Annotated in this window: 15 protein-coding genes; 7 read left to right on the forward strand and 8 right to left on the reverse strand. The window is 39.7% G+C overall.

The genetic code is table 11. The features are described 5' to 3' along the window. The 6 genes from PUQ00_RS12555 to PUQ00_RS12580 all read left to right on the forward strand — a co-directional run. Positions 1 to 433: serine protease (locus PUQ00_RS12555; protein ID WP_300416611.1), on the forward strand; the 433-nt coding region annotated here is incomplete at its 5' end. A 20-nt stretch (positions 434 to 453) separates the two neighbouring features. Continuing rightward, the gene (locus PUQ00_RS12560) at positions 454 to 1,554 is read left to right on the forward strand and encodes a hypothetical protein (RefSeq protein ID WP_300416613.1); all 1,101 of its coding nucleotides are present in this window, start codon (positions 454 to 456) and stop codon (positions 1,552 to 1,554) included. 324 nt (positions 1,555 to 1,878) lie between these two features. After that, complete coding sequence (locus tag PUQ00_RS12565; protein ID WP_300416616.1) at positions 1,879 to 2,595, forward strand: class I SAM-dependent methyltransferase; 717 nt, start codon at positions 1,879 to 1,881, stop codon at positions 2,593 to 2,595. Between the two features lie 394 nt (positions 2,596 to 2,989). Continuing rightward, positions 2,990 to 4,069: a M4 family metallopeptidase gene (locus tag PUQ00_RS12570; RefSeq protein WP_300416619.1), complete on the forward strand. Its 1,080-nt coding sequence runs from the start codon at positions 2,990 to 2,992 to the stop codon at positions 4,067 to 4,069. A 158-nt stretch (positions 4,070 to 4,227) separates the two neighbouring features. Further along, a complete protein-coding gene (locus PUQ00_RS12575; protein WP_300416622.1) occupies positions 4,228 to 4,527 on the forward strand; it encodes a protealysin inhibitor emfourin in 300 nt (99 codons plus the stop codon). A 76-nt stretch (positions 4,528 to 4,603) separates the two neighbouring features. Then, on the forward strand, positions 4,604 to 5,428 hold the full coding sequence (locus PUQ00_RS12580) for an alpha/beta hydrolase (RefSeq protein ID WP_300416625.1): 825 nt from the start codon (positions 4,604 to 4,606) through the stop codon (positions 5,426 to 5,428). A gap of 73 nt (positions 5,429 to 5,501) precedes the next feature. Here PUQ00_RS12580 and PUQ00_RS12585 read toward each other — a convergent pair whose 3' ends face one another. Together PUQ00_RS12585 and PUQ00_RS12590 are read right to left on the reverse strand one after the other, a co-directional pair. Next, the gene (locus tag PUQ00_RS12585) at positions 5,502 to 5,954 is read right to left on the reverse strand and encodes a RidA family protein (protein WP_300416628.1); all 453 of its coding nucleotides are present in this window, start codon (positions 5,952 to 5,954) and stop codon (positions 5,502 to 5,504) included. Positions 5,955 to 6,111: 157 nt separating this feature from the next. Further along, positions 6,112 to 7,584: an amidohydrolase family protein gene (locus PUQ00_RS12590; protein WP_300416631.1), complete on the reverse strand. Its 1,473-nt coding sequence runs from the start codon at positions 7,582 to 7,584 to the stop codon at positions 6,112 to 6,114. A 117-nt stretch (positions 7,585 to 7,701) separates the two neighbouring features. Here PUQ00_RS12590 and PUQ00_RS12595 point away from each other — a divergent pair, with 117 nt between their 5' ends. Beyond that, entirely contained in the window at positions 7,702 to 8,496 is a 795-nt protein-coding gene (locus PUQ00_RS12595) for an aspartyl/asparaginyl beta-hydroxylase domain-containing protein (RefSeq protein WP_300416634.1), read from the forward strand. Positions 8,497 to 8,816: 320 nt separating this feature from the next. On the opposite strand, the gene PUQ00_RS12600 is transcribed toward PUQ00_RS12595, so the two are convergent. The 6 genes from PUQ00_RS12600 to PUQ00_RS12625 all read right to left on the reverse strand — a co-directional run bounded on the left by PUQ00_RS12600 (position 8,817) and on the right by PUQ00_RS12625 (position 17,419). After that, on the reverse strand, positions 8,817 to 11,831 hold the full coding sequence (locus PUQ00_RS12600; protein ID WP_300416637.1) for a hybrid sensor histidine kinase/response regulator: 3,015 nt from the start codon (positions 11,829 to 11,831) through the stop codon (positions 8,817 to 8,819). A gap of 117 nt (positions 11,832 to 11,948) precedes the next feature. Further along, positions 11,949 to 14,801, reverse strand: coding sequence for a methyl-accepting chemotaxis protein (locus PUQ00_RS12605; protein ID WP_300416640.1), 2,853 nt, complete (start codon positions 14,799 to 14,801; stop codon positions 11,949 to 11,951). 62 nt (positions 14,802 to 14,863) lie between these two features. Continuing rightward, positions 14,864 to 15,361 (reverse strand): chemotaxis protein CheW, encoded by a 498-nt coding sequence (locus PUQ00_RS12610; RefSeq protein WP_300416642.1) that lies wholly within the window; start codon positions 15,359 to 15,361, stop codon positions 14,864 to 14,866. 4 nt (positions 15,362 to 15,365) lie between these two features. After that, positions 15,366 to 15,743, reverse strand: coding sequence for a response regulator (locus tag PUQ00_RS12615; protein ID WP_300416644.1), 378 nt, complete (start codon positions 15,741 to 15,743; stop codon positions 15,366 to 15,368). A 50-nt stretch (positions 15,744 to 15,793) separates the two neighbouring features. After that, the gene (locus PUQ00_RS12620; protein ID WP_300416646.1) at positions 15,794 to 16,180 is read right to left on the reverse strand and encodes a four helix bundle protein; all 387 of its coding nucleotides are present in this window, start codon (positions 16,178 to 16,180) and stop codon (positions 15,794 to 15,796) included. 171 nt (positions 16,181 to 16,351) lie between these two features. Continuing rightward, on the reverse strand, positions 16,352 to 17,419 hold the full coding sequence (locus PUQ00_RS12625) for a response regulator (RefSeq protein ID WP_300416649.1): 1,068 nt from the start codon (positions 17,417 to 17,419) through the stop codon (positions 16,352 to 16,354). Positions 17,420 to 17,865 lie beyond the last annotated feature (446 nt).

Genomic DNA, 17,865 nt, shown 5'->3' on the forward strand with positions numbered 1-17,865 from the left:
AAACCTCTCCGTATTCTCTCTTAGTCTTGTTCAGAAATCAAATAGGAGTCCTATAGATATGACTTTTGTTAGTGGTCATAATCGCCCTGACTACGCTTTAGTCAAAATAAGAGATAATCCTCTGCAACAAAAAGCTATTTGTAGCAATGAAACATTAGATAGCGGTCAAGATGTTCGTATTATCCATCATTCGCAAGGAAACCCGGTGATAATTTCCGACTTGGGACAAATTACGCAAGTAGGAGAAGATTACATTGACCATAATGTGAAAACTGATGACGGTTCCTCTGGCGCACCAATTTTTAATCGCCAATGGGAATTGATTGCAATTCATCAAGGAAATCCTGGTATAAGACGTTCTGTAACTCCAGATTCAACAGGAGGTATTCCCATTCGTGCTTTTTGGAATCAAATTTCACAGCATTTAGCTTGATGTGACAGAGGAATAATTTCATGAGATTTATCCAGAGTTTATCTGAAACTTTCAGCCGTGAGGCTCCAAAATATAAAACCCTTTCTCTACCGAAATATCGAGTTGATGTAGACTACGATGAAAAACCTATTTTTGCAGGTGAAGCCTATTGTCGGATCTGGCTAGTGGAAATGCGCTTGGCTAAAGATGTAGAATGGTTCAAGCAAAGATATCCGGTGGTTCATGCTGCTGTCCGCTTCAATCACGGTGGAAAATCCGTAATAATTCCCTATCTAGCTGCACCTGGACAATTAGAAAAATCAATAGCGGATAATCTGGATAAAATCATTCAGTGCAACTACCCTTTGACATCCTTATTTCCTTTCAATGATGGATTAGTTGAGTTACAAGCAGGTTTATTTAGCATAGTTAATAATGACTCCATCGGTAAATTTATTAAGACGATGGGCAGATTTTCTGAATTGCTACCTGTGCCACAACTTTCAAGTGTTATAAAGCTAGCAGAACCAGTATATCGGGGTATTGAAGATTTACTCGATATTGGTGAGCGTCGTTTAGAACTAGGCTACCAACAAACATTTTCTGAAGCTGATGGAGGTGGTAGTAATTCCCTGAAGGCAGGTTATTTTGCTGCAATTTTGGCGCAGGATAATAAGATAAACAGCGATAATCTTTGTATTGTAAATGATAGCCTCTGTTTTGGTTCACCTGGAACAACTAAAACTTTTGAGCGTGACGGCAAACCTTTAGAAGGCTATAGTTATATGCTTTTTCGTATAGAAAAGCGCAAACAGCAAGATTGGGAGTCATTAGAAACTATAAAAGAGCTAGTTACTCAAGCTCAAAATGCTATTTATTCAGGAGAATATGAGAAAGTAAAGAAATTTATTTTACCTGCTATTGAAATAGCTATTCTCCAAAGTCCTGATGTAACTAAAGCTGACCGAGGCAATATGAGATTAAAAATTGGAGAGGAATTGAAGGAACTTGGTTTGCAATCTACAAAAGTGCAAAAGCGATCGCTTTACTCAATTATGCAGCGACCTTTGCCACAGATTGACGCAGTGACAGAAGCTGAATTAGCTTCTCTAGAGCAGCTTTTCCAGCAAAGTGGTCAATAAAGTAGGCTCTAAATTTGTTGTGTAATATACTACAAATAGTCTGCACGGTCAGCGTCGAAACAATGCAGATTATTCAACAGATTGAGGTGTAATCGATTCGTGATTTTTCAAAAGCTCCTTAAGAGCCTGTGGCTGGAAATTACCTCATTGCGGCTCTGCCGCAAGTTAAGATAAGAGGTGGAGCCTCACATTAGGTATTTCTAGTCGGAGACTGGGAAGGAGACATATTATTTTAATACTAAAAGTTCCTTCCACCGATGTAGTATGTACCTCGTAATGATGGATGATTAATATTGATTAGTGTATCTATTTTTTCCAATCCCCATGCAAAATGTATTTCCCGGTGAGGTATTTGCCAACACTGCTGATTTTGACACTGGTATTCGCCAACTGTTACCGCGATACGATGAGATACTGGAAGTAATTATCCGTTGTGTACCTTCGACAAGTCAGCGGATCTTAGAATTAGGTTGTGGGACAGGGGAACTTAGTATCAAGATACTCAATCGCTTTTCAGATGCCCAAGTAATTGCCTTAGATTACTCACCTCGAATGCTGCAATTTGCCCAAGATAAAATCACAGCAGCTGGATATCAACAACGCTGGACTGCTATACAAGCAGACTTTGGCGACTGGGCAAATAATCCAGAGAAGTTGGATATTGGTAGTGAATTTGATGCTTGTGTTTCATCCTTGGCAATTCACCATCTTCAAGATGAGATGAAATTGAAGTTGTTTGAGCGAATTGCTGCTAGCCTCACTCAAGACGGTTGTTTTTGGAATGCAGATCCTACCTTACCAGAATCACCAGCTTTAGCAGAAGTTTACAAGGCGGCACGAGAGGAATGGGCAGTTAAACAGGAAATTAGTTTGATAGAGATTGGCGCTAAACGTGGCGCAAGTAGCACCCAAGGTTACTCCAGTCAAGACCAGCTAGCTAGTTTAGATGCTCATTTACAAATGTTGAGCAAAGCTGGATTTAAGACAGTTGCAGTACCTTGGAAATATTATGGTCTGGCGGTGTTTGGTGGCTGGCTGTGAAAATCTTAGGTTTTGGATGCCTGGATTTAGGATTTACCAGTATCCAATGGGTATTTATAGGATTAATAGCTTGATAGTTACAAAACAGCAATAAATAAGATTATTTCCCTTGATAAGAACTAATATATAAACGCATTAGGTCTGTAAAAGAGGTCTTGTTAACTCACGCAAGAATTTTGTCTGAGACTTGCGGTAATTAAGCTCTCCTTGTGTTTTTAGGCAATATTTCTAGATCAAAAGTACCCCATAAGAGTACTATCCATCCTCCATAGACCTATCCGAAAATACAAAGTAGCAAATTTTCTTTAGAAAACAAACCAGGTACACGCGATTTGGATTCGTTTTTCTGCTCCTTTGTTTGCCATCACTTAGTTTCAAAAGGAGAATATCTTGGATGGCTCGAAATAAAAAGAAATCATCTGGGTTCAAGTATGAGCATCCACTTGACTCTAGATGCCCTATTTGTTGTATTGTCCCGCCCCATATGCTAAAAAATGTTGTGGTGAATGGCAATCCCCAGCAGCGTACTTGGGCTTTTCATACATTAAATATTTCAGCACAATTTCTGGGACGGAGAAACGTCGTAGGTAATATCTCGTTTGCGCCTTCTCCGGGTGAAAAGCGCCGCACCATCTACGATGCCAAAAATGGGCAGCAACTCCCTGGTACGCTGGTGCGTGCTGAAGGGGATGCTGCCAGCAGTGATGTAGCAGTTAATGAAGCCTACGATGCTGCTGGTGCTACTTATGACTTGTTTCATGAGATATTCGATCGCAATTCGATTGACGACAAAGGACTACGTTTAGATTCCACCGTGCATTATGGCGTTAAATATGACAATGCCTTTTGGAACGGCGACCAGATGGTTTATGGTGATGGTGACGCAGAACTGTTTCAATCCTTCACGAAATCAATTGATGTGATTGGGCATGAGCTAACTCATGGTATAACCCAGTATCAAGCGGGTTTACAGTATTATGGCGAACCAGGGGCACTGAATGAATCCTTTTCTGATGTTTTCGGTTCCCTGGTGAAACAAAAGACCAAAAATCAGACTGCACAAGAGGCAGACTGGCTGATTGGTGAAGGTCTTTTGATACCGACTGTCAAAGGTGTTGCCCTCCGCTCCCTGAAAGCACCGGGAACAGCATACGATGATCCAGTATTGGGTAAAGATCCCCAACCAGCCCATGTAAAAGATAAATATACGGGTGTTGATGATAACGGTGGGGTGCATATCAACTCAGGAATCCCTAACTATGCCTTTTATCTGGCGGCTGTTGAGATTGGTGGCTATGCCTGGGAAAAAGCTGGTAAAATCTGGTATGTAGCTTTACGCGATCGCTTGCGTGCCGAAGCAGATTTTAAAAAAGCTGCCAGCGTCACTATTCAAATTGCTGGCGAACTCTACGGTAATGACAGTAATGAGCAAAAAGCCGTGCAGAAGGCTTGGCAACAGGTTGGAGTTATTTAGAGACGCGATTAATCGCGTCTGTACACGAGTTAGGAGTTTTTTCTTAACTTCTAACTTTTTAGATGTATTGTTTGTTATTGCTAAATTGGGAGCTGAAAATTATCATCTCCCAGTCTTTGTATTTATTGCAACTAAATAACACAACGGAAAGCAAAAAAATGCGGGTATCATTTGAACGCACGGGCGGCTTTGCTGGAATTAGCAAGAAGATAACCGTTGATACAGACACTCTCCCGCCACATGAAGCTGCCACACTTCCCCGACTGGTGGAAGTTGCTGATTTATTTAGGCTACCTGAACTAATTACTTCGCCAAATCAAGAGAGCGATCGCTTTCAGTATAAGTTAACAGTAGAGGATAACGGTAGACAGCATACGGTGACTGTCAGCGAGGCAGCATTGCCAGGAACCTTAAGACCCCTGATTGAATGGCTACAAAATGTAGCACAAAAAAGGTAATTTGCTGAAAAAGTTAAATTAAGGCTGACTTAACAATTCAAAATTAAAAAATAAATTCTAAATGCATTGTGGTGTGATGAATAAACCAATCAAGCGAGCTTTTTTAGACACCGAAGATGGACAAATTCTTTACCGTATTGGTGGCGAAGGAGAGCCTCTTTTACTACTACATATGAACCCACGTAGTAGTGATGAATACCGCGAATTAATGCCAATTCTGGCACAAAATTACTGCGTGATAGCAATGGATTTTATGGGTTTTGGAGATTCTGATAAACCGCCAAAGTTGTATTCAGTGGCTGACTACGCTAAAACTGTCATTGCTTTGTTGGATGAGTTAGGTGTTGAAAAAATAAATATTCTGGGAAACCACACGGGAGCTTTTGTTTCTGGAGAAGTAGCAGCAGCTTACCCAGAACGTGTTAATAAATTAATTTTATCTAATGTGGCTGGCTTTGGTGAAGCTGGAAAAGTAGATTTAATGAGGAGGTTTGATGAAGGTTTCGTCATTAAAGAAGATGGTTCGCACTTGATGGAAAGATGGTTAGCTCGTGCAAGATATGTAGGTTCTGCTGAGTTAAATCATCGCTGGGTTTTAGATGATTTAAAATGCTTTGGCTATCCATTGTATGCAGTTTGGGCTGTGGGAAATTACTGCATTGAGGCTGCCAAAAGATTTAGTTTAATTAAATGTCCATCTCTCATTCTCTGGGGAATTGATGATGTGGAAGAATTTGAGCGATTGGGTTTAGCACTAGCACAAGATAGATATTTTCTCTCTCAAGCTCTTCCTCATAGTAAAGTTATCGAGTTTTCAAGCGGAACTATTTGCATGATGAACCAAATACCAGAAAAAATTGCAAAGGCAGTACTCGAATTTTTGGATAGTCCGAATCTTTAAAGACAGTAATATATTAGTATTTTTTAGTGGAAGATTTATTTTAGTTTCTAGATTGTCACCCACTATGAATCTTCTATTTAGATAAAACAGCTGTACACTTAATCTCAACTATCAATTCTGGTGTAGATAAACCAGTAACGCCGATACCAGTCCAGGTAGGATAGTTATTAGTAAAGTAGCGGTCTTTTACTTGCATAAACAATTGTAAAAATGGAATGATATGCATTGGTTTATCAAAAGCAGTTGCTTCAGCTTGGAATTCCCCTAAGCCAGTACCAGTGACATGGTAAGTAATCATTTCTACCACATCATCAAAGGTATATCCTCCTGCATCCAGCACCTTTTTAACGTTTTCAAAAGCCTGAACAAACTGGGCTTCTATGCCTTTAACAATTTGCAAATTTTCATCTCTGCCTACCTGCCCAGATATGTACAAAGTATTACCAACTTTAACACCAGGGCAATAATGAAATTTTTCATATAAAATTTCCATGCCCTTGGGAACGATTACTTGGCGAGTAGACATCACGAATTTCCTTATACTTATAATGTTTTTTTGAATGACAACGAGTATACAGTTTAGCAATAAACACTAGTTTAGATCAATTTTAGATGTCACCATAGCAGAGAAATGAGAAAGTAATTGATTCAAAATTCTTTTTAGTTTATGCATTCTTATTTGTCTATATTTTAGAATTTAAATAACGTCCTCTAGGCGCACCTATTACCTGTCCTCGATGGTAAATTATGTTCCCCCGCAAAAACGTACTTTTCACCCGCCCAGTTAACTCTACACCTTCAAAAGGTGTGTAACCTTGTTGTGACTCCGACTCAGCCGCACGTACCACAAAACTTTCATTAGGGTCTACTAACACCAAGTCAGCATCATAGCCAATGGCAATATCGCCTTTTGTTAACAAACCAAAGCGCCGGGATGGGTTCCAAGACAGCAACTTAGCCATGTGGTTATAAGACATTCCACGCTTACTACCTTCACTAAATACACCAGAAAGTAAATATTCTGTACCGCCAAAACCAGACTTTGCTAACCAAATATTATTCGGGTCTTTAGCACTTCTTTTTTGTTCAGCAGAACAGCAAGCGTGGTCGCTAACTATCCAATCTACTTGATTGTTGAGTACTGCTTGCCATAAGTATTCCACATCGGCACGAGGACGAATAGGAGGGTTGACTTTTGCCCAAATTGTATTAGGAGTATCGACATCTAATAACAAATGTCCGACAGTAACTTCTCGCCGAAAATTGATATGGGGAAAAGCAGTTTGCATAGTCAAAGCTGCTTCCATTGCTTTACGCGAACTCAGGTGCAACAAATTGATATTTGTACAGTTAGTCTCGTGTGCCAAATAAGAAGCAATGCAAATTGCTAATCCTTCGGAATGAGGAGGACGCGCTGCACTGTAAGCGTGTAATCCACTTAGACTAGAATCGTTTTCAACTATTTTGGTATAAGCGTTGAGAATTTCTGCAACTTCACAGTGCAAACTCAAGCTAATAGTATCTCGCGCTTCTGGATGTTTTTCTATCAAGCGAGTTAGACCACGCATAATAAATTCAAAATGGGCGAAATCGTATCGTTCCTCTTTGTTAATCATTAAAAAGAGGTTTTGCTGGTCTGATAAACCATGCAAGCCATAGCCGCCATAAAACATGAAGATTTTAAACGAAGATATACCGTGTTCCTCAAACAATAGAGGTATTTCGTCGATATGCTGGCTAGCTATAGGTGCGATGTGATAGCTGTAATCTACAAAAAAATTACCTGCGGATAACGCCAACACCTCTGGAAAAAAATCGCGGTAGGAGCCGCCTTTGTTAAGATAATACTGCCCTGTACGGATGTAATTTAAGCTGGAAGTTACGCCTCCCATTGCGGCTGCTTTGGTTTCAGTCACAGCATCTTTGTCGAGGGGTTGATAGATACCGATGTGCATATGGGCATCCACGACCCCAGGAAAGCCCAGCAAGTTTTTGCCATCAAATACCTCTTTGCCTGTGTCTGCGCTAATATTAGAGGCAATCTGAGCAAATTTTCCATCCTTAATGCCTAAATCAAGTAGTTCGATTGCATCCTGATGGGGACGAACTACCCAGACATTTTTGATAATTTGATCTAATACGGGAGTTTCAGACACAGTTGACCTCACACTAAAATGAGTTTAGTCAGGAATTCCAACATCATACCGGGATGCAGACCAAGTACTATCACTATGTAACGGTTTTTTATTCAATTATTTTCAGGAGAAAAGACAATGGAAAGTTTTAATGAGTATCATATAGACCCAAAAAAATTTACTTTTCTCAAAAGCTTTCAAGATAACTGGCAAGTGATTAGAGATGAGTTTACACGCTTTATTAAGCAGGCATCTAATGAGGAGTTAAAACTCACTTACAATATTCTGGGCCCTAAAAGTATAACAATTAAAACCAAAGGTGATGCAAAATACAGTGCTTTTGGGATCTTATTTCAAGGCATCTTTATTGAAAAATATATTCAAGCACATCAAATACAATATCCTGATTATGGGCCAGATGATGCATCAGAAAAAGCACTTGGATTAAGAGAGAAATATTTCCCAAATTTGGCTAAAGTAATAGAAAAAGTCAACTTTATCGATGATGAGAGCATCAGAAATGTGTATTTTGGTACATTCCATCCAGGCTTGGATATCAAGCTACATGTAAACTATAACCCTCATATGAATCGTGGCTATCTAGGATTAATTGTGCCAGAGGGGGATGTAGCTATGAAAATATGCCATGAGCAACTTTATTGGCATGAAGGAAAATTTTTGGTTTTAGATCATAGCTATCCACACTGTCCGCATAATTACACTAATTATGACAGAACTGTCTTGGTTGTAGACTTTTTTAAACCGGATAAACCTAGAGAGGAAGTTATCCGATTTGAAAAAGAGCAAGTTACACAACGTATGCAAGATAATCCTTACAGCTTAGGCGTTTTTGGTAAAAGCGATAAAGCTAAAGTAGAAGATTTTATTAAATATGGTTTAGCTCATCAATTAAAGTGGGATAAAGCTTTATAAGCTTAGAGGATATCTAAAGAAGGGCGACTAGAAGCATTGGAATCTCGCCTGCATTAGAGAAAATCGGTTTGACGCGAAAAAAAGACCTATGGCTATCTTCAGTTAATGTCAGAGTATTTGTAGTCAACTTTCGCCGTTCTGCCAACAATTCACGGCAGAGTTTGCGCCAGTCATTAGGAGTTAACTTTGTCCCATCCTCTCTTGGGGACGGCTGTAGTCAATTTGAGTTTATGTAGATATCTGTATAGCCGCGACTTCTAGTTACTAAGGCACCTACAACAATATCAGAAACCTAATCATGAATTAACAATTATCAATTTTTAATTAGACGCGTTCTTTCCTACTACAGGATGAATTATTTCCTCCAGCGTTTGGAGTAATTCTTGCTCGTTGTAAGGTTTAGAAAAATAAGCCCGCGCACCCAATTGCATCGCCAGTTGCCGATGTTTATTGCTACTACGAGAAGTCAGCATAGCAACTGGGATATTTTTTGTATCAACGTCTGAATTTATCTTACCTAAAAAGCCATAACCATCTAGGCGAGGCATTTCAATATCGCAAATTACTGCCTCAACTCTCAATCCACTATGGAGCTTTTCTAAGGCATCTTGACCGTCTTTAGCTTGTTCTACTTGATACCCTCCTTTTTCAAGAGTTAGGGCCAAAAAGCGGCGAACATTAATCGAGTCATCTACGATCAAAATTGTGCCTTTCTGCTTAACAGATGCTGCTGATATTTTGTCTTCATCAAATATGAGAAACGGTGTCTTTAACCTTGCCGATGGTAATTGAGTGCCTTTGGGACTTTGCCGATTCGTAGCAATCGAATACAGCAACTCATTGATATTAACTAGTGGCACTACTCGACCATCACCGAGAATTGTGCAGTTGCTGAAACCTTCAGGTAGAGGAATATTTCCCTCGACTTGGCGAATAGCAACTTCTTGTTCACCCCAGCAACGGTCTATTTGGATTGCTACTGGCTGATTATTACCTTTGACTAATAACACGCTGCTAGTATTAATTGCTGGCGGTGTTTCCAATTCTGGGCTATCGTAGCGCAGGCAATTAAACTCTAAATAAGGAGTCAGGCGAATCAGTGGCAGCATGGTTCCTTGCCAATTTAGAACTTCGCTACCTGCCATTTGGAAAACTTGATCATTTTGGAGTAAAGATATTTCTGAAATCACATCTGTGGGAAATGCCAATACCATTTTGTTAATTTCTACTAGCAGAACTCGGGCAACAGAAAGTGTAAACGGTACTGATAGGGTGAAAGTAGTACCAACTCCTGGCTCCGTATCAACTTTGACATCTCCTCGAATCAGTTTAAGGTTATTGCGAACTACATCCATACCGACACCGCGACCAGATAATGCTGTCACTTGTTCGGAGGTAGTAAAACCTGGTTCAAAAATTAGTGATAACAGTTCTTCATCACTAGCATTAGCAAGTAGAGAAGCATCCAATCCCATAGCTAGGGCGCGGATACGAATTTTTTCCAGAGAAATACCCCAACCATCATCACGTATGGTAATTAGGGTGCGATTACTGCGATGGATAGCTTTAATTTCAATTAATCCTTGTTCTGGTTTACCCAAAAGGCGGCGGGTGGCTGAATCTTCGATACCATGATCGAAGGCATTCCTTAACAGGTGCATTAAAGGTTCGTTTAAAGCTTCCAAAATGGTGCGTTCAATTAAAGTGTTGCCACCTTCAATTTTTAACTGTACATTTTTCCCATATTCCACATTTAGGTCGCGTAAAGCTCTAGGAAAACGTTCGATTAAATCGGACAGAGGCCGCATCCAAATATGATTTAGTTTGGTCTGTAACTGTTTCGATGTTTTGTTTAGTTTCCGAGCAATTTGGTCTGTATCATCTACACTTAGTTGCACATCAGTTGTGATTTCCTGTACCTGAACAATGGTTTCCATAACTTCCTGCGATCGCAGGTTTAATTCGTTATAACGAGCCATTTTTAAGGCATCAAATTCTCTGTTTTTACCTGGCGTTTGGTGGCCATTTTCAGCTTGCGACCGCACCTCAGCAGACATGGCAGCTTGAGGAGAAGTTTTCTTGTAGGCTGTACGTAGTTCCTGGTTTTCTCGGTCGAGAACTTGGACTCGCTGGTTGAGGTTACGAACGAGTTTACGTAATTTTTCTAGTTGCGAGTTTAAGCCATTCCTCTGAACAATCAGTTCGCCAAATAAATCATTAATTTGCTCTAGTTGTTTGCTCGGAACTCGAACGGTATTTTCATGAATCTCCCGCTCTTTCCCAACGCCAACTGGCTCTGCTTTACTTTCGCTAAATCTGGTATCTATAGGATTATTTTCTTTAGCAAATATTGTATTTTCCTCGGTGACATTGACAGTATTTACGTTATCTGTAAATTCTGTATCCACAAATGTAAAATTAGCAGCAATTGCTTCATCTTTAGTCCAAATTTCTGGAGTGATTTTTGGTTGCCAAACAGATGTTGACGCTACTTCTGTATCTGTGGCGATAAGTTGTGGTATTACTTCTGCTTGTAATCGTGGCTGAGATTGTGTATAATTACTCAAATCAATTTCTGTAGGCAAGTTATCTAGTTGATTTGTTAATATCAAAGCTTGCGATCGCCGCCATGCTTGCAATGCTAACTGGGCAATTTCGGGAATGCGTTCGCTGCTCACAGTTTCCAATTGCTGCGTTATTGACTCACAAAGCTTGGTAAAAGCTGCCAATTGGAGCATTTCCCCCAAACCGCCCAATTCAGCTGCCATCATCACAACTTCTTCATGCAATCCAGGCTGTTCGCTATCTGCCAATATAGATTCTAGACGCTGCAAACACTCTTCTACTTCTGTTCCAAATAGCAAGGGGATAACGTTTTGGCCATCTTCTGGGGATAGCATGGTTGAGGCATCCTCAGGGTTGGGGTCGCCCAAGCGATCGTGCAACTCATCAAAAATCGGGTAACAAAAAGTTTCTAACCACTGATCTTCGACAACATTTCCTTCTGCAAGCAATTCTACAATCTGACGTAGCCAATCAACTCCAGATAGCAATAAACTTTGCAACTGAGTATCAATTTCTAGAGAATTCTTTTTAGTTTTTAAAACTTTAAAGGAATCTTCCAGACGGTGAGCTAAATCACTTAGTGATCTAAATCCCATCATCCCCGCGCCACCTTTGATAGAATGAGTAGCCCGGAGCGCAGCATTAATTTTATCTAAATCGATGCGATTAGTAGTATCGATTTCCAGCAATACCCCTTCTAGAGTATTCAAGTAATCAGTTGCTTCTTCCAGAAACTGCATCTGGATTTCTAATTCTTTGTCTTCTAACATAGTTTTTTCCTTAGTCATTGGTTATAGGTCATTAGTAAAAGGACAAAGGACAAATAACAAAAGTCATTCATCATTGGTTATTAACAAAGGACAAAGGACAAATAACAAATGACAAACTTAACTAACCTTGAAAGTCTCGACAGTCTCTTGCAACTGCTGGGAAATTTCCACAGTTTGTTGCAGAGATTCAGAAACTTGGCGAGAAGAATCGCTGGTACGCTTTGATATAGCAGCGATATCTTTCATCAATTGGCTAACACTTTGCGATGTTTCTACCTGAGATGTAGTTGCAGTGGAAATCGACTGTACTAAGGAGTCAATTTGATGGGATACATCCAAAATTTCACTCAGACTTTGTTTAGCTTCCTCCACAATCTGAGTACCTTCTACTACTTGGGTGGTTCCTATTTCCATCGCCTGCACCACTTCACTGGTTTCTCGTTGGATATTTTCAACAATTTGTTCAATTTCTTGGGTTGCTGCGGCACTGCGTACTGCTAATTCGCCGACTTCTTCAGCAACTACGGCAAAACCTTGACCTTCTTCACCCGCACGCGCTGCTTCAATACCGGCGTTAATCGCTAATAAGTTAGTTTGAATCGCAATTTGGTTAATCAAGGAGACCACGCGGGAAATTTGTTGAGAAGATTCTCCCAAACGTTTGACTTTTTTAGCCGTTTCACCAACGGTTTCCCGCAAAGATAGGATATTTTGGACTGTCAAATCCATTGCGTGTCCACTCTTGGTGGCGGTGTGAGCAGCATGGTTGGCAATGAAAGCAGCTTTTTCGGCACTTTCAGCTACGGATTGCATGGATTGGGTCATTTTGTCAACAGCATTGAGGGTGCGGTTGATTTCGGCAGCTTGTGTGAGTGCTGACTCTGCTAAGTCGCGGATCGCTCCTTCGTTAAAGCCAATGGCAGTATTCACCTGGGTAGCAGCTTGTTTAACTTGGGTAACAATATCCCGGAGGCTTTCCACAATGGAGTTGAAAAAGTCGGCAACAGTGCCTATTTCCCCAGGAGTCACGTCTGCACGCACTGTCAAGTCGCCTCTCGCTGCACCTTCTACATCACTGAGCAGTTCTAAAAGTTGCTGTTGCAGTGTTTCTTTTTGTTGCCGTTCGTCGTCTGAACCGATTACGCCCGGATTTCTGGATTTTTCTATCTCTTTTAATAACTTAGCTTGTTCTAATGCATAACCGATTTGAGTTGCTATCTGTTGAAACAAGTCAATTTCGGGCTGTTGCCAAACACGAGGAGTTTCGCAATCATGAGCAATTAATAAGCTTAAAAGTTGCTCTTGGGCAAAAATCGGTACGACCAAACTAGCTTTGACAGCAAATTTTTCCAAAAGTTGGATGTAACCGTCGGCATTTTTCAAGCTTTGGTCTTGATAAATATTGGCGATGGCTTCGGCAACGGCAACAACTTTGCCGATCGCTTGCACCTGTCCATCGTGATAAATTTGTAGATAACGTTCTTGAAAATAGGGGTCGTCAATTTGCACACCGAGCATTTCCGGCCAATTACCACTTACCGATTCAGCAACGACAACGCCATCCCAAGTATCTGTATTCAGACTATAAATAATTACGCGGTCTGTTTTTAGCGATCGCTCAACTTCCTTCACTGCTGCGTGATAAATATCTTCAGTTTTGAGACTTTTCCGAATTCGTAGGGTAATATCTGCCAGTAATTTTGCCCCTTCAACATCGAGTTCTTGTTCCTTAACTAAGACCTGCAATTGTTCGGCCATCTGGTTGATATTTGCACTCAATAACCCTAATTCGTCTTCTCGTTCAATTTCCAGACGGGTATTAAATTTACCTTCACCTAGCTTCGCTAATGCCACACTTGCATTCAGAATTGGCTGTGTAGTCAGTTTCGCTAACCGAGATGCGATCGCACCCACAATAAATGCTGTCAGTGCCGTACCGATGGCTATAGTCCACAATAATTGTCTTTGCGGCTCAAATACAATTGCGGTGTCTGTAGATAAAAGTACTTGCCAGTTTAAATCAGGTAAGCCATCTAACTTACTAGATGGTACGTAGCTGACTAGTTCTTGTTTTTTGTGAGTTTTAGGAACTTCTATAAAACTATCTATCTTTTTGGCTGCTAGCAGTTTAGGTAAACTAGAATACTCTCCCTTTGCCTGTTTCCCTAAAAATTCCTTTTGTGGACTCAAGAAAACTGTTCCCGAAGCATCGAGCAAATAATATTGTTGTCCATTGGCTACGTAGTTTTTGATTACTTCCTCTAAAGATTTTACCGGCATACGTGCTTGTACCACGCCAATAGTTCGGTCTGTCCTTGTCTCTTTCACGGGTGCAGCTAGATAAATACTCACTACACCAGTATTTTTTGCTGCTTCCGGTTTGCTGATTATCGGAGCATCTTTTTGCAAAACGTCTTGAAAATAGTTACGGTCTTTTTGATTGTCCAGAGGTTCGCCTCCAGATTGCACAATCAAGTTACCTTGGCGATTAAAAACAGCAACGCTATCATAAGCTTTGTAAGCTCCAACAACGCTATTTAGGACTGCTTGCTTTTCAGTGATACTGATACTAACTTGGGGACTTGTCAAAAATGGCAAACTTGATATTACCATAATATCCCCGTAGCGTTCCAACATGAAACGGTTAACTTTATCACTTAAGCCAGTAGCTTCGGCTTGTTGAGATTGAGTAATTTGCTTAGTAATTGATTTATTGGCAAAGCTAAAAGCGATCGCGCCTATGCCCAATACTGGTATTGTACCGATTGCGATCGCTAAAATAGTTGCTTTCTTAACCAATCCTAGCCTTGTAAAATAGGCAATAGCCTGATTCAAAGAAGAATTATTCGCAGTTCCAGTAGTCGGCTTAATTGGGAGCTTGGCTACAGTCCCAATCGTTTTTTGAGATGAAATCAGTGATGCTCGATTTTGAGCGCTATTATCTTGATTTGTGTTGGTTTTATTAAACATAAAAGTATTTCTCCTAAGTATGTGAATAAGAACACTAAAAATCTTTTTTTTAGTACTACACCCTAATCACTACGGAGAATAGAAGACTGTACAATCGTCTCTGCATCTAATACCAGTAATATTTCTTCCTGTTGCACAACGCACCCACATAAATAAGGAACTAAACTGGATGCTACTTGTCCTATAGGAGAATGAATAGAATCAGCTACGAACTTGGTTGTACCTTTTATTTCTTGCACAACCAAGCCTAACACCAAAGATTTCACTCTGATAACGATCGTATTGTACTGTCGCAGTCGATAATCTAGAGATTCTAAATTCAGCATTCTTGGCAAATCAACTACCCAAATTATCCGACTCCGCCAATTCATTAAACCTAATATGCACGGGGACATATTAGGCATGGAGGTGATAGATTCAACAGGCACAATAATTGCTTCTTGCGTATGCCTCATCGATAAAACAGCAGTAGTCTGTTGATTTAGCTGAAACTTCAGATAACCATCTACTAAGTTATTTTGGGTTGCTTTTGAAGAAAGAGTAACGTTTGTACTAGTCATTGATTCAAATTACCACTGATTTAATAGTACGTAGGAGATGTTCGCGGGTGTAAGGTTTAGTTATATAGGCATCTGCACCTTGTCTCATCGCCCACAAACGGTCAATTTCCTGATTTTTGGAACTACAAATCACAATCGGCACTTTTGCAGTAATCGGATTTCTTCTCAGAGAGCGGCACAATTCAAATCCGCTCATTTCTGGCATCACTACATCAGTAACAATCACATCTGGTTTTTCTAACACAGCTTTTTCTAAAGCTTCTTTTCCACCAGAAGTTTTAATTACTTTGTAACCACTCTCTTTGAGATAATGACTCATTAATTCCAATTCACTGGGAGAATCTTCTACAATCATAATTGTGCCAAGCAAAGTCAGGCTCACTATTCAATCTCCTAAATAAATAAATTAAAATATTAATCAGGAATCAGGAATCAGGAATCAGAATTCTGAATTCTGAATTCTGAATTCTGAATGGAATTAGCATAGCTTGTTAGTAGCTTACTAACTTCCTCAATTTTAAGTATTAATCCCGAAGTATCTCCATATCCCAAGTCATTTGAAAGAATTAGATAATAACGACATTCTTCCAAAGAGCCTTGTGCAATATTTAAAAAACGTCCTTTATCTGCTAATCCTTTTTTCTTAAATCCTTCCGCTATATTTGCTGCTATAGAAATTGCTGCCCGTCTGAATTGAGAGGTAAGCCCATATATTTCTGATTTAGGAAAGTGAGCAGTAAATGGGTATACTAACAAAATAAATTGATGTGCTTTCTGCCAAACTATCAAGTCTTGAAATGTCTTCGCTGGCTGTCTCATTTATTCTGACTCCTGACTCCTGAATTCAGAATTCAGAATTCTGACTCCTGACTCCTGAATTCTGAATTCTCACTCCTGACTCTTGACTCCTGACTCCTGACTCCTGAATTCTGAATTCTGACTCCTGACTCCTGACTCCTGACTCCTGACTCCTGAATTCTGAATTCTGAATTAACCAAGATGCTTAAAAACCATTTTTAGCAATTCTGATTGTGTAAAAGGCTTGGTCAAATATCCTGATGACCTGACTATCTTAGCTTTTGCCCTGTCGATAAATCCTGTTCTACCTGTCACCATAATAATAGGTGTATTTTTAAAAGCTGAATGTTTCCGCAATAAAGAACATAATTCGTAGCCATCTAAACTTGGCATTTCAACATCTAACAAAATCAGATCGGGCTTACTCCGAAGAATTTGCATTAAAGCTTTTACCGGATCGTTGATCATCACAACTGAAAACGTGTTTTCATCCAAAAAGTGTTTAATAGAATTTAAAACTGTTTGGCTATCATCAATGCAGGCAATTGTATATAGTTTTTTGCCAACAGGTGGCTGAGTAATTTTATTATTCTCAGGAATATCAAAATTGATTGTTCTCAGCAATTTTTGCCCAACTTTTATTTGTAGTTGTGGCTGAACTTGAGACGGTTGTTTTGTAGACAGAACTTGCGAACCCCCACCAGCCGGAATTGATGACTGAATATTTTGCCGATTTCGTAACTGCTTTTGACAGTGTTCAACAAGTAACCGCAAATCTAGGTGACAGAACTTTGGTAGTTCATTCAAAGAATTTTCTGGACTGAATTCATAGCTACCTTCTTTTAAACACAGAAATGACTCCAGCACTTCTTTTGCCAATTCGTCTATCAGGCTTGCTGCCTGCACAGAGGTGATATAGTCCTGACTTACTAACCAACAAATAGCTTGGTAATCTGCATTTGGTATTGATTGATGTTCATTCTTCGTCTCAAACATCAGCCGCATCTCCACACGAGTGGCGCTGTTGAGAGCAAAAATTTGCTGATTCAAGCGTCGCAAGTGACTGTCAAGGCGCTCAAATAGTTTATCTGAATAGGAGGCATAAGTAAGTTTACCGTCCTCTAGATAGATTGACCAAGAAACTATCTCAGTAAATACCTTTAAGCAACCTGTAGCACGCCGACTGGTTAATTGTGCCAACAGAGATAGCGGATGTAGTTTCTGGAACAACCTGTAGCTACCTATAGGAGTTGTGCTCATTTTGCTTTTACTTCAGCTAAATTCGATACGTGTAAGCTAAATTCGTGAAGAGTTATTCCACAATTGAAATCAAGTAAAAGGTATCAAACCTTTGTATTTTAAAATACATCAGTTTCCATGTAGCTTTGTGGTGAAACTCAACGACAGTAGCGTTATTTTTAGATGAGCAAATCTTAGTAAATTCATAAATTGTGATTAATTTATTTACAGTTACTGAGATTTATAAACATCTTTCGAGAATAAGACATAAAAATGCCAAGAGTAGATGAAGCCACTTTCCATTGAGTAACCCCGATTTGACCACAGAAATAATACTGATTTTATTGACGGTAATATATTTGAACTTCTGTATTTACACTTAAGTAAAATCTAGTTTTTAACCAGTTAAGGACTATATGAAGCTACTTTGCTTCGAGTAACTTCAATTTGACCACAGCAATAATACT

The organism is Nostoc sp. S13 (assembly GCF_029379315.1).
Taxonomy (GTDB): domain Bacteria; phylum Cyanobacteriota; class Cyanobacteriia; order Cyanobacteriales; family Nostocaceae; genus Nostoc.

Bases quoted from the DNA above. Each gene is read 5' to 3' on its own strand.
- PUQ00_RS12560 (WP_300416613.1), top strand. From the start codon at position 454: ATGAGATTTATCCAGAGTTTATCTGAAACTTTCAGCCGTGAGGCTCCA.
- PUQ00_RS12565 (WP_300416616.1), top strand. From the start codon at position 1,879: ATGCAAAATGTATTTCCCGGTGAGGTATTTGCCAACACTGCTGATTTT.
- PUQ00_RS12570 (WP_300416619.1), top strand. From the start codon at position 2,990: ATGGCTCGAAATAAAAAGAAATCATCTGGGTTCAAGTATGAGCATCCA.
- PUQ00_RS12575 (WP_300416622.1), top strand. From the start codon at position 4,228: ATGCGGGTATCATTTGAACGCACGGGCGGCTTTGCTGGAATTAGCAAG.
- PUQ00_RS12580 (WP_300416625.1), top strand. From the start codon at position 4,604: ATGAATAAACCAATCAAGCGAGCTTTTTTAGACACCGAAGATGGACAA.
- PUQ00_RS12585 (WP_300416628.1), bottom strand. From the start codon at position 5,954: ATGTCTACTCGCCAAGTAATCGTTCCCAAGGGCATGGAAATTTTATAT.
- PUQ00_RS12595 (WP_300416634.1), top strand. From the start codon at position 7,702: ATGGAAAGTTTTAATGAGTATCATATAGACCCAAAAAAATTTACTTTT.
- PUQ00_RS12600 (WP_300416637.1), bottom strand. From the start codon at position 11,831: ATGTTAGAAGACAAAGAATTAGAAATCCAGATGCAGTTTCTGGAAGAA.
- PUQ00_RS12605 (WP_300416640.1), bottom strand. From the start codon at position 14,801: ATGTTTAATAAAACCAACACAAATCAAGATAATAGCGCTCAAAATCGA.
- PUQ00_RS12610 (WP_300416642.1), bottom strand. From the start codon at position 15,361: ATGACTAGTACAAACGTTACTCTTTCTTCAAAAGCAACCCAAAATAAC.
- PUQ00_RS12620 (WP_300416646.1), bottom strand. From the start codon at position 16,180: ATGAGACAGCCAGCGAAGACATTTCAAGACTTGATAGTTTGGCAGAAA.
- PUQ00_RS12625 (WP_300416649.1), bottom strand. From the start codon at position 17,419: ATGAGCACAACTCCTATAGGTAGCTACAGGTTGTTCCAGAAACTACAT.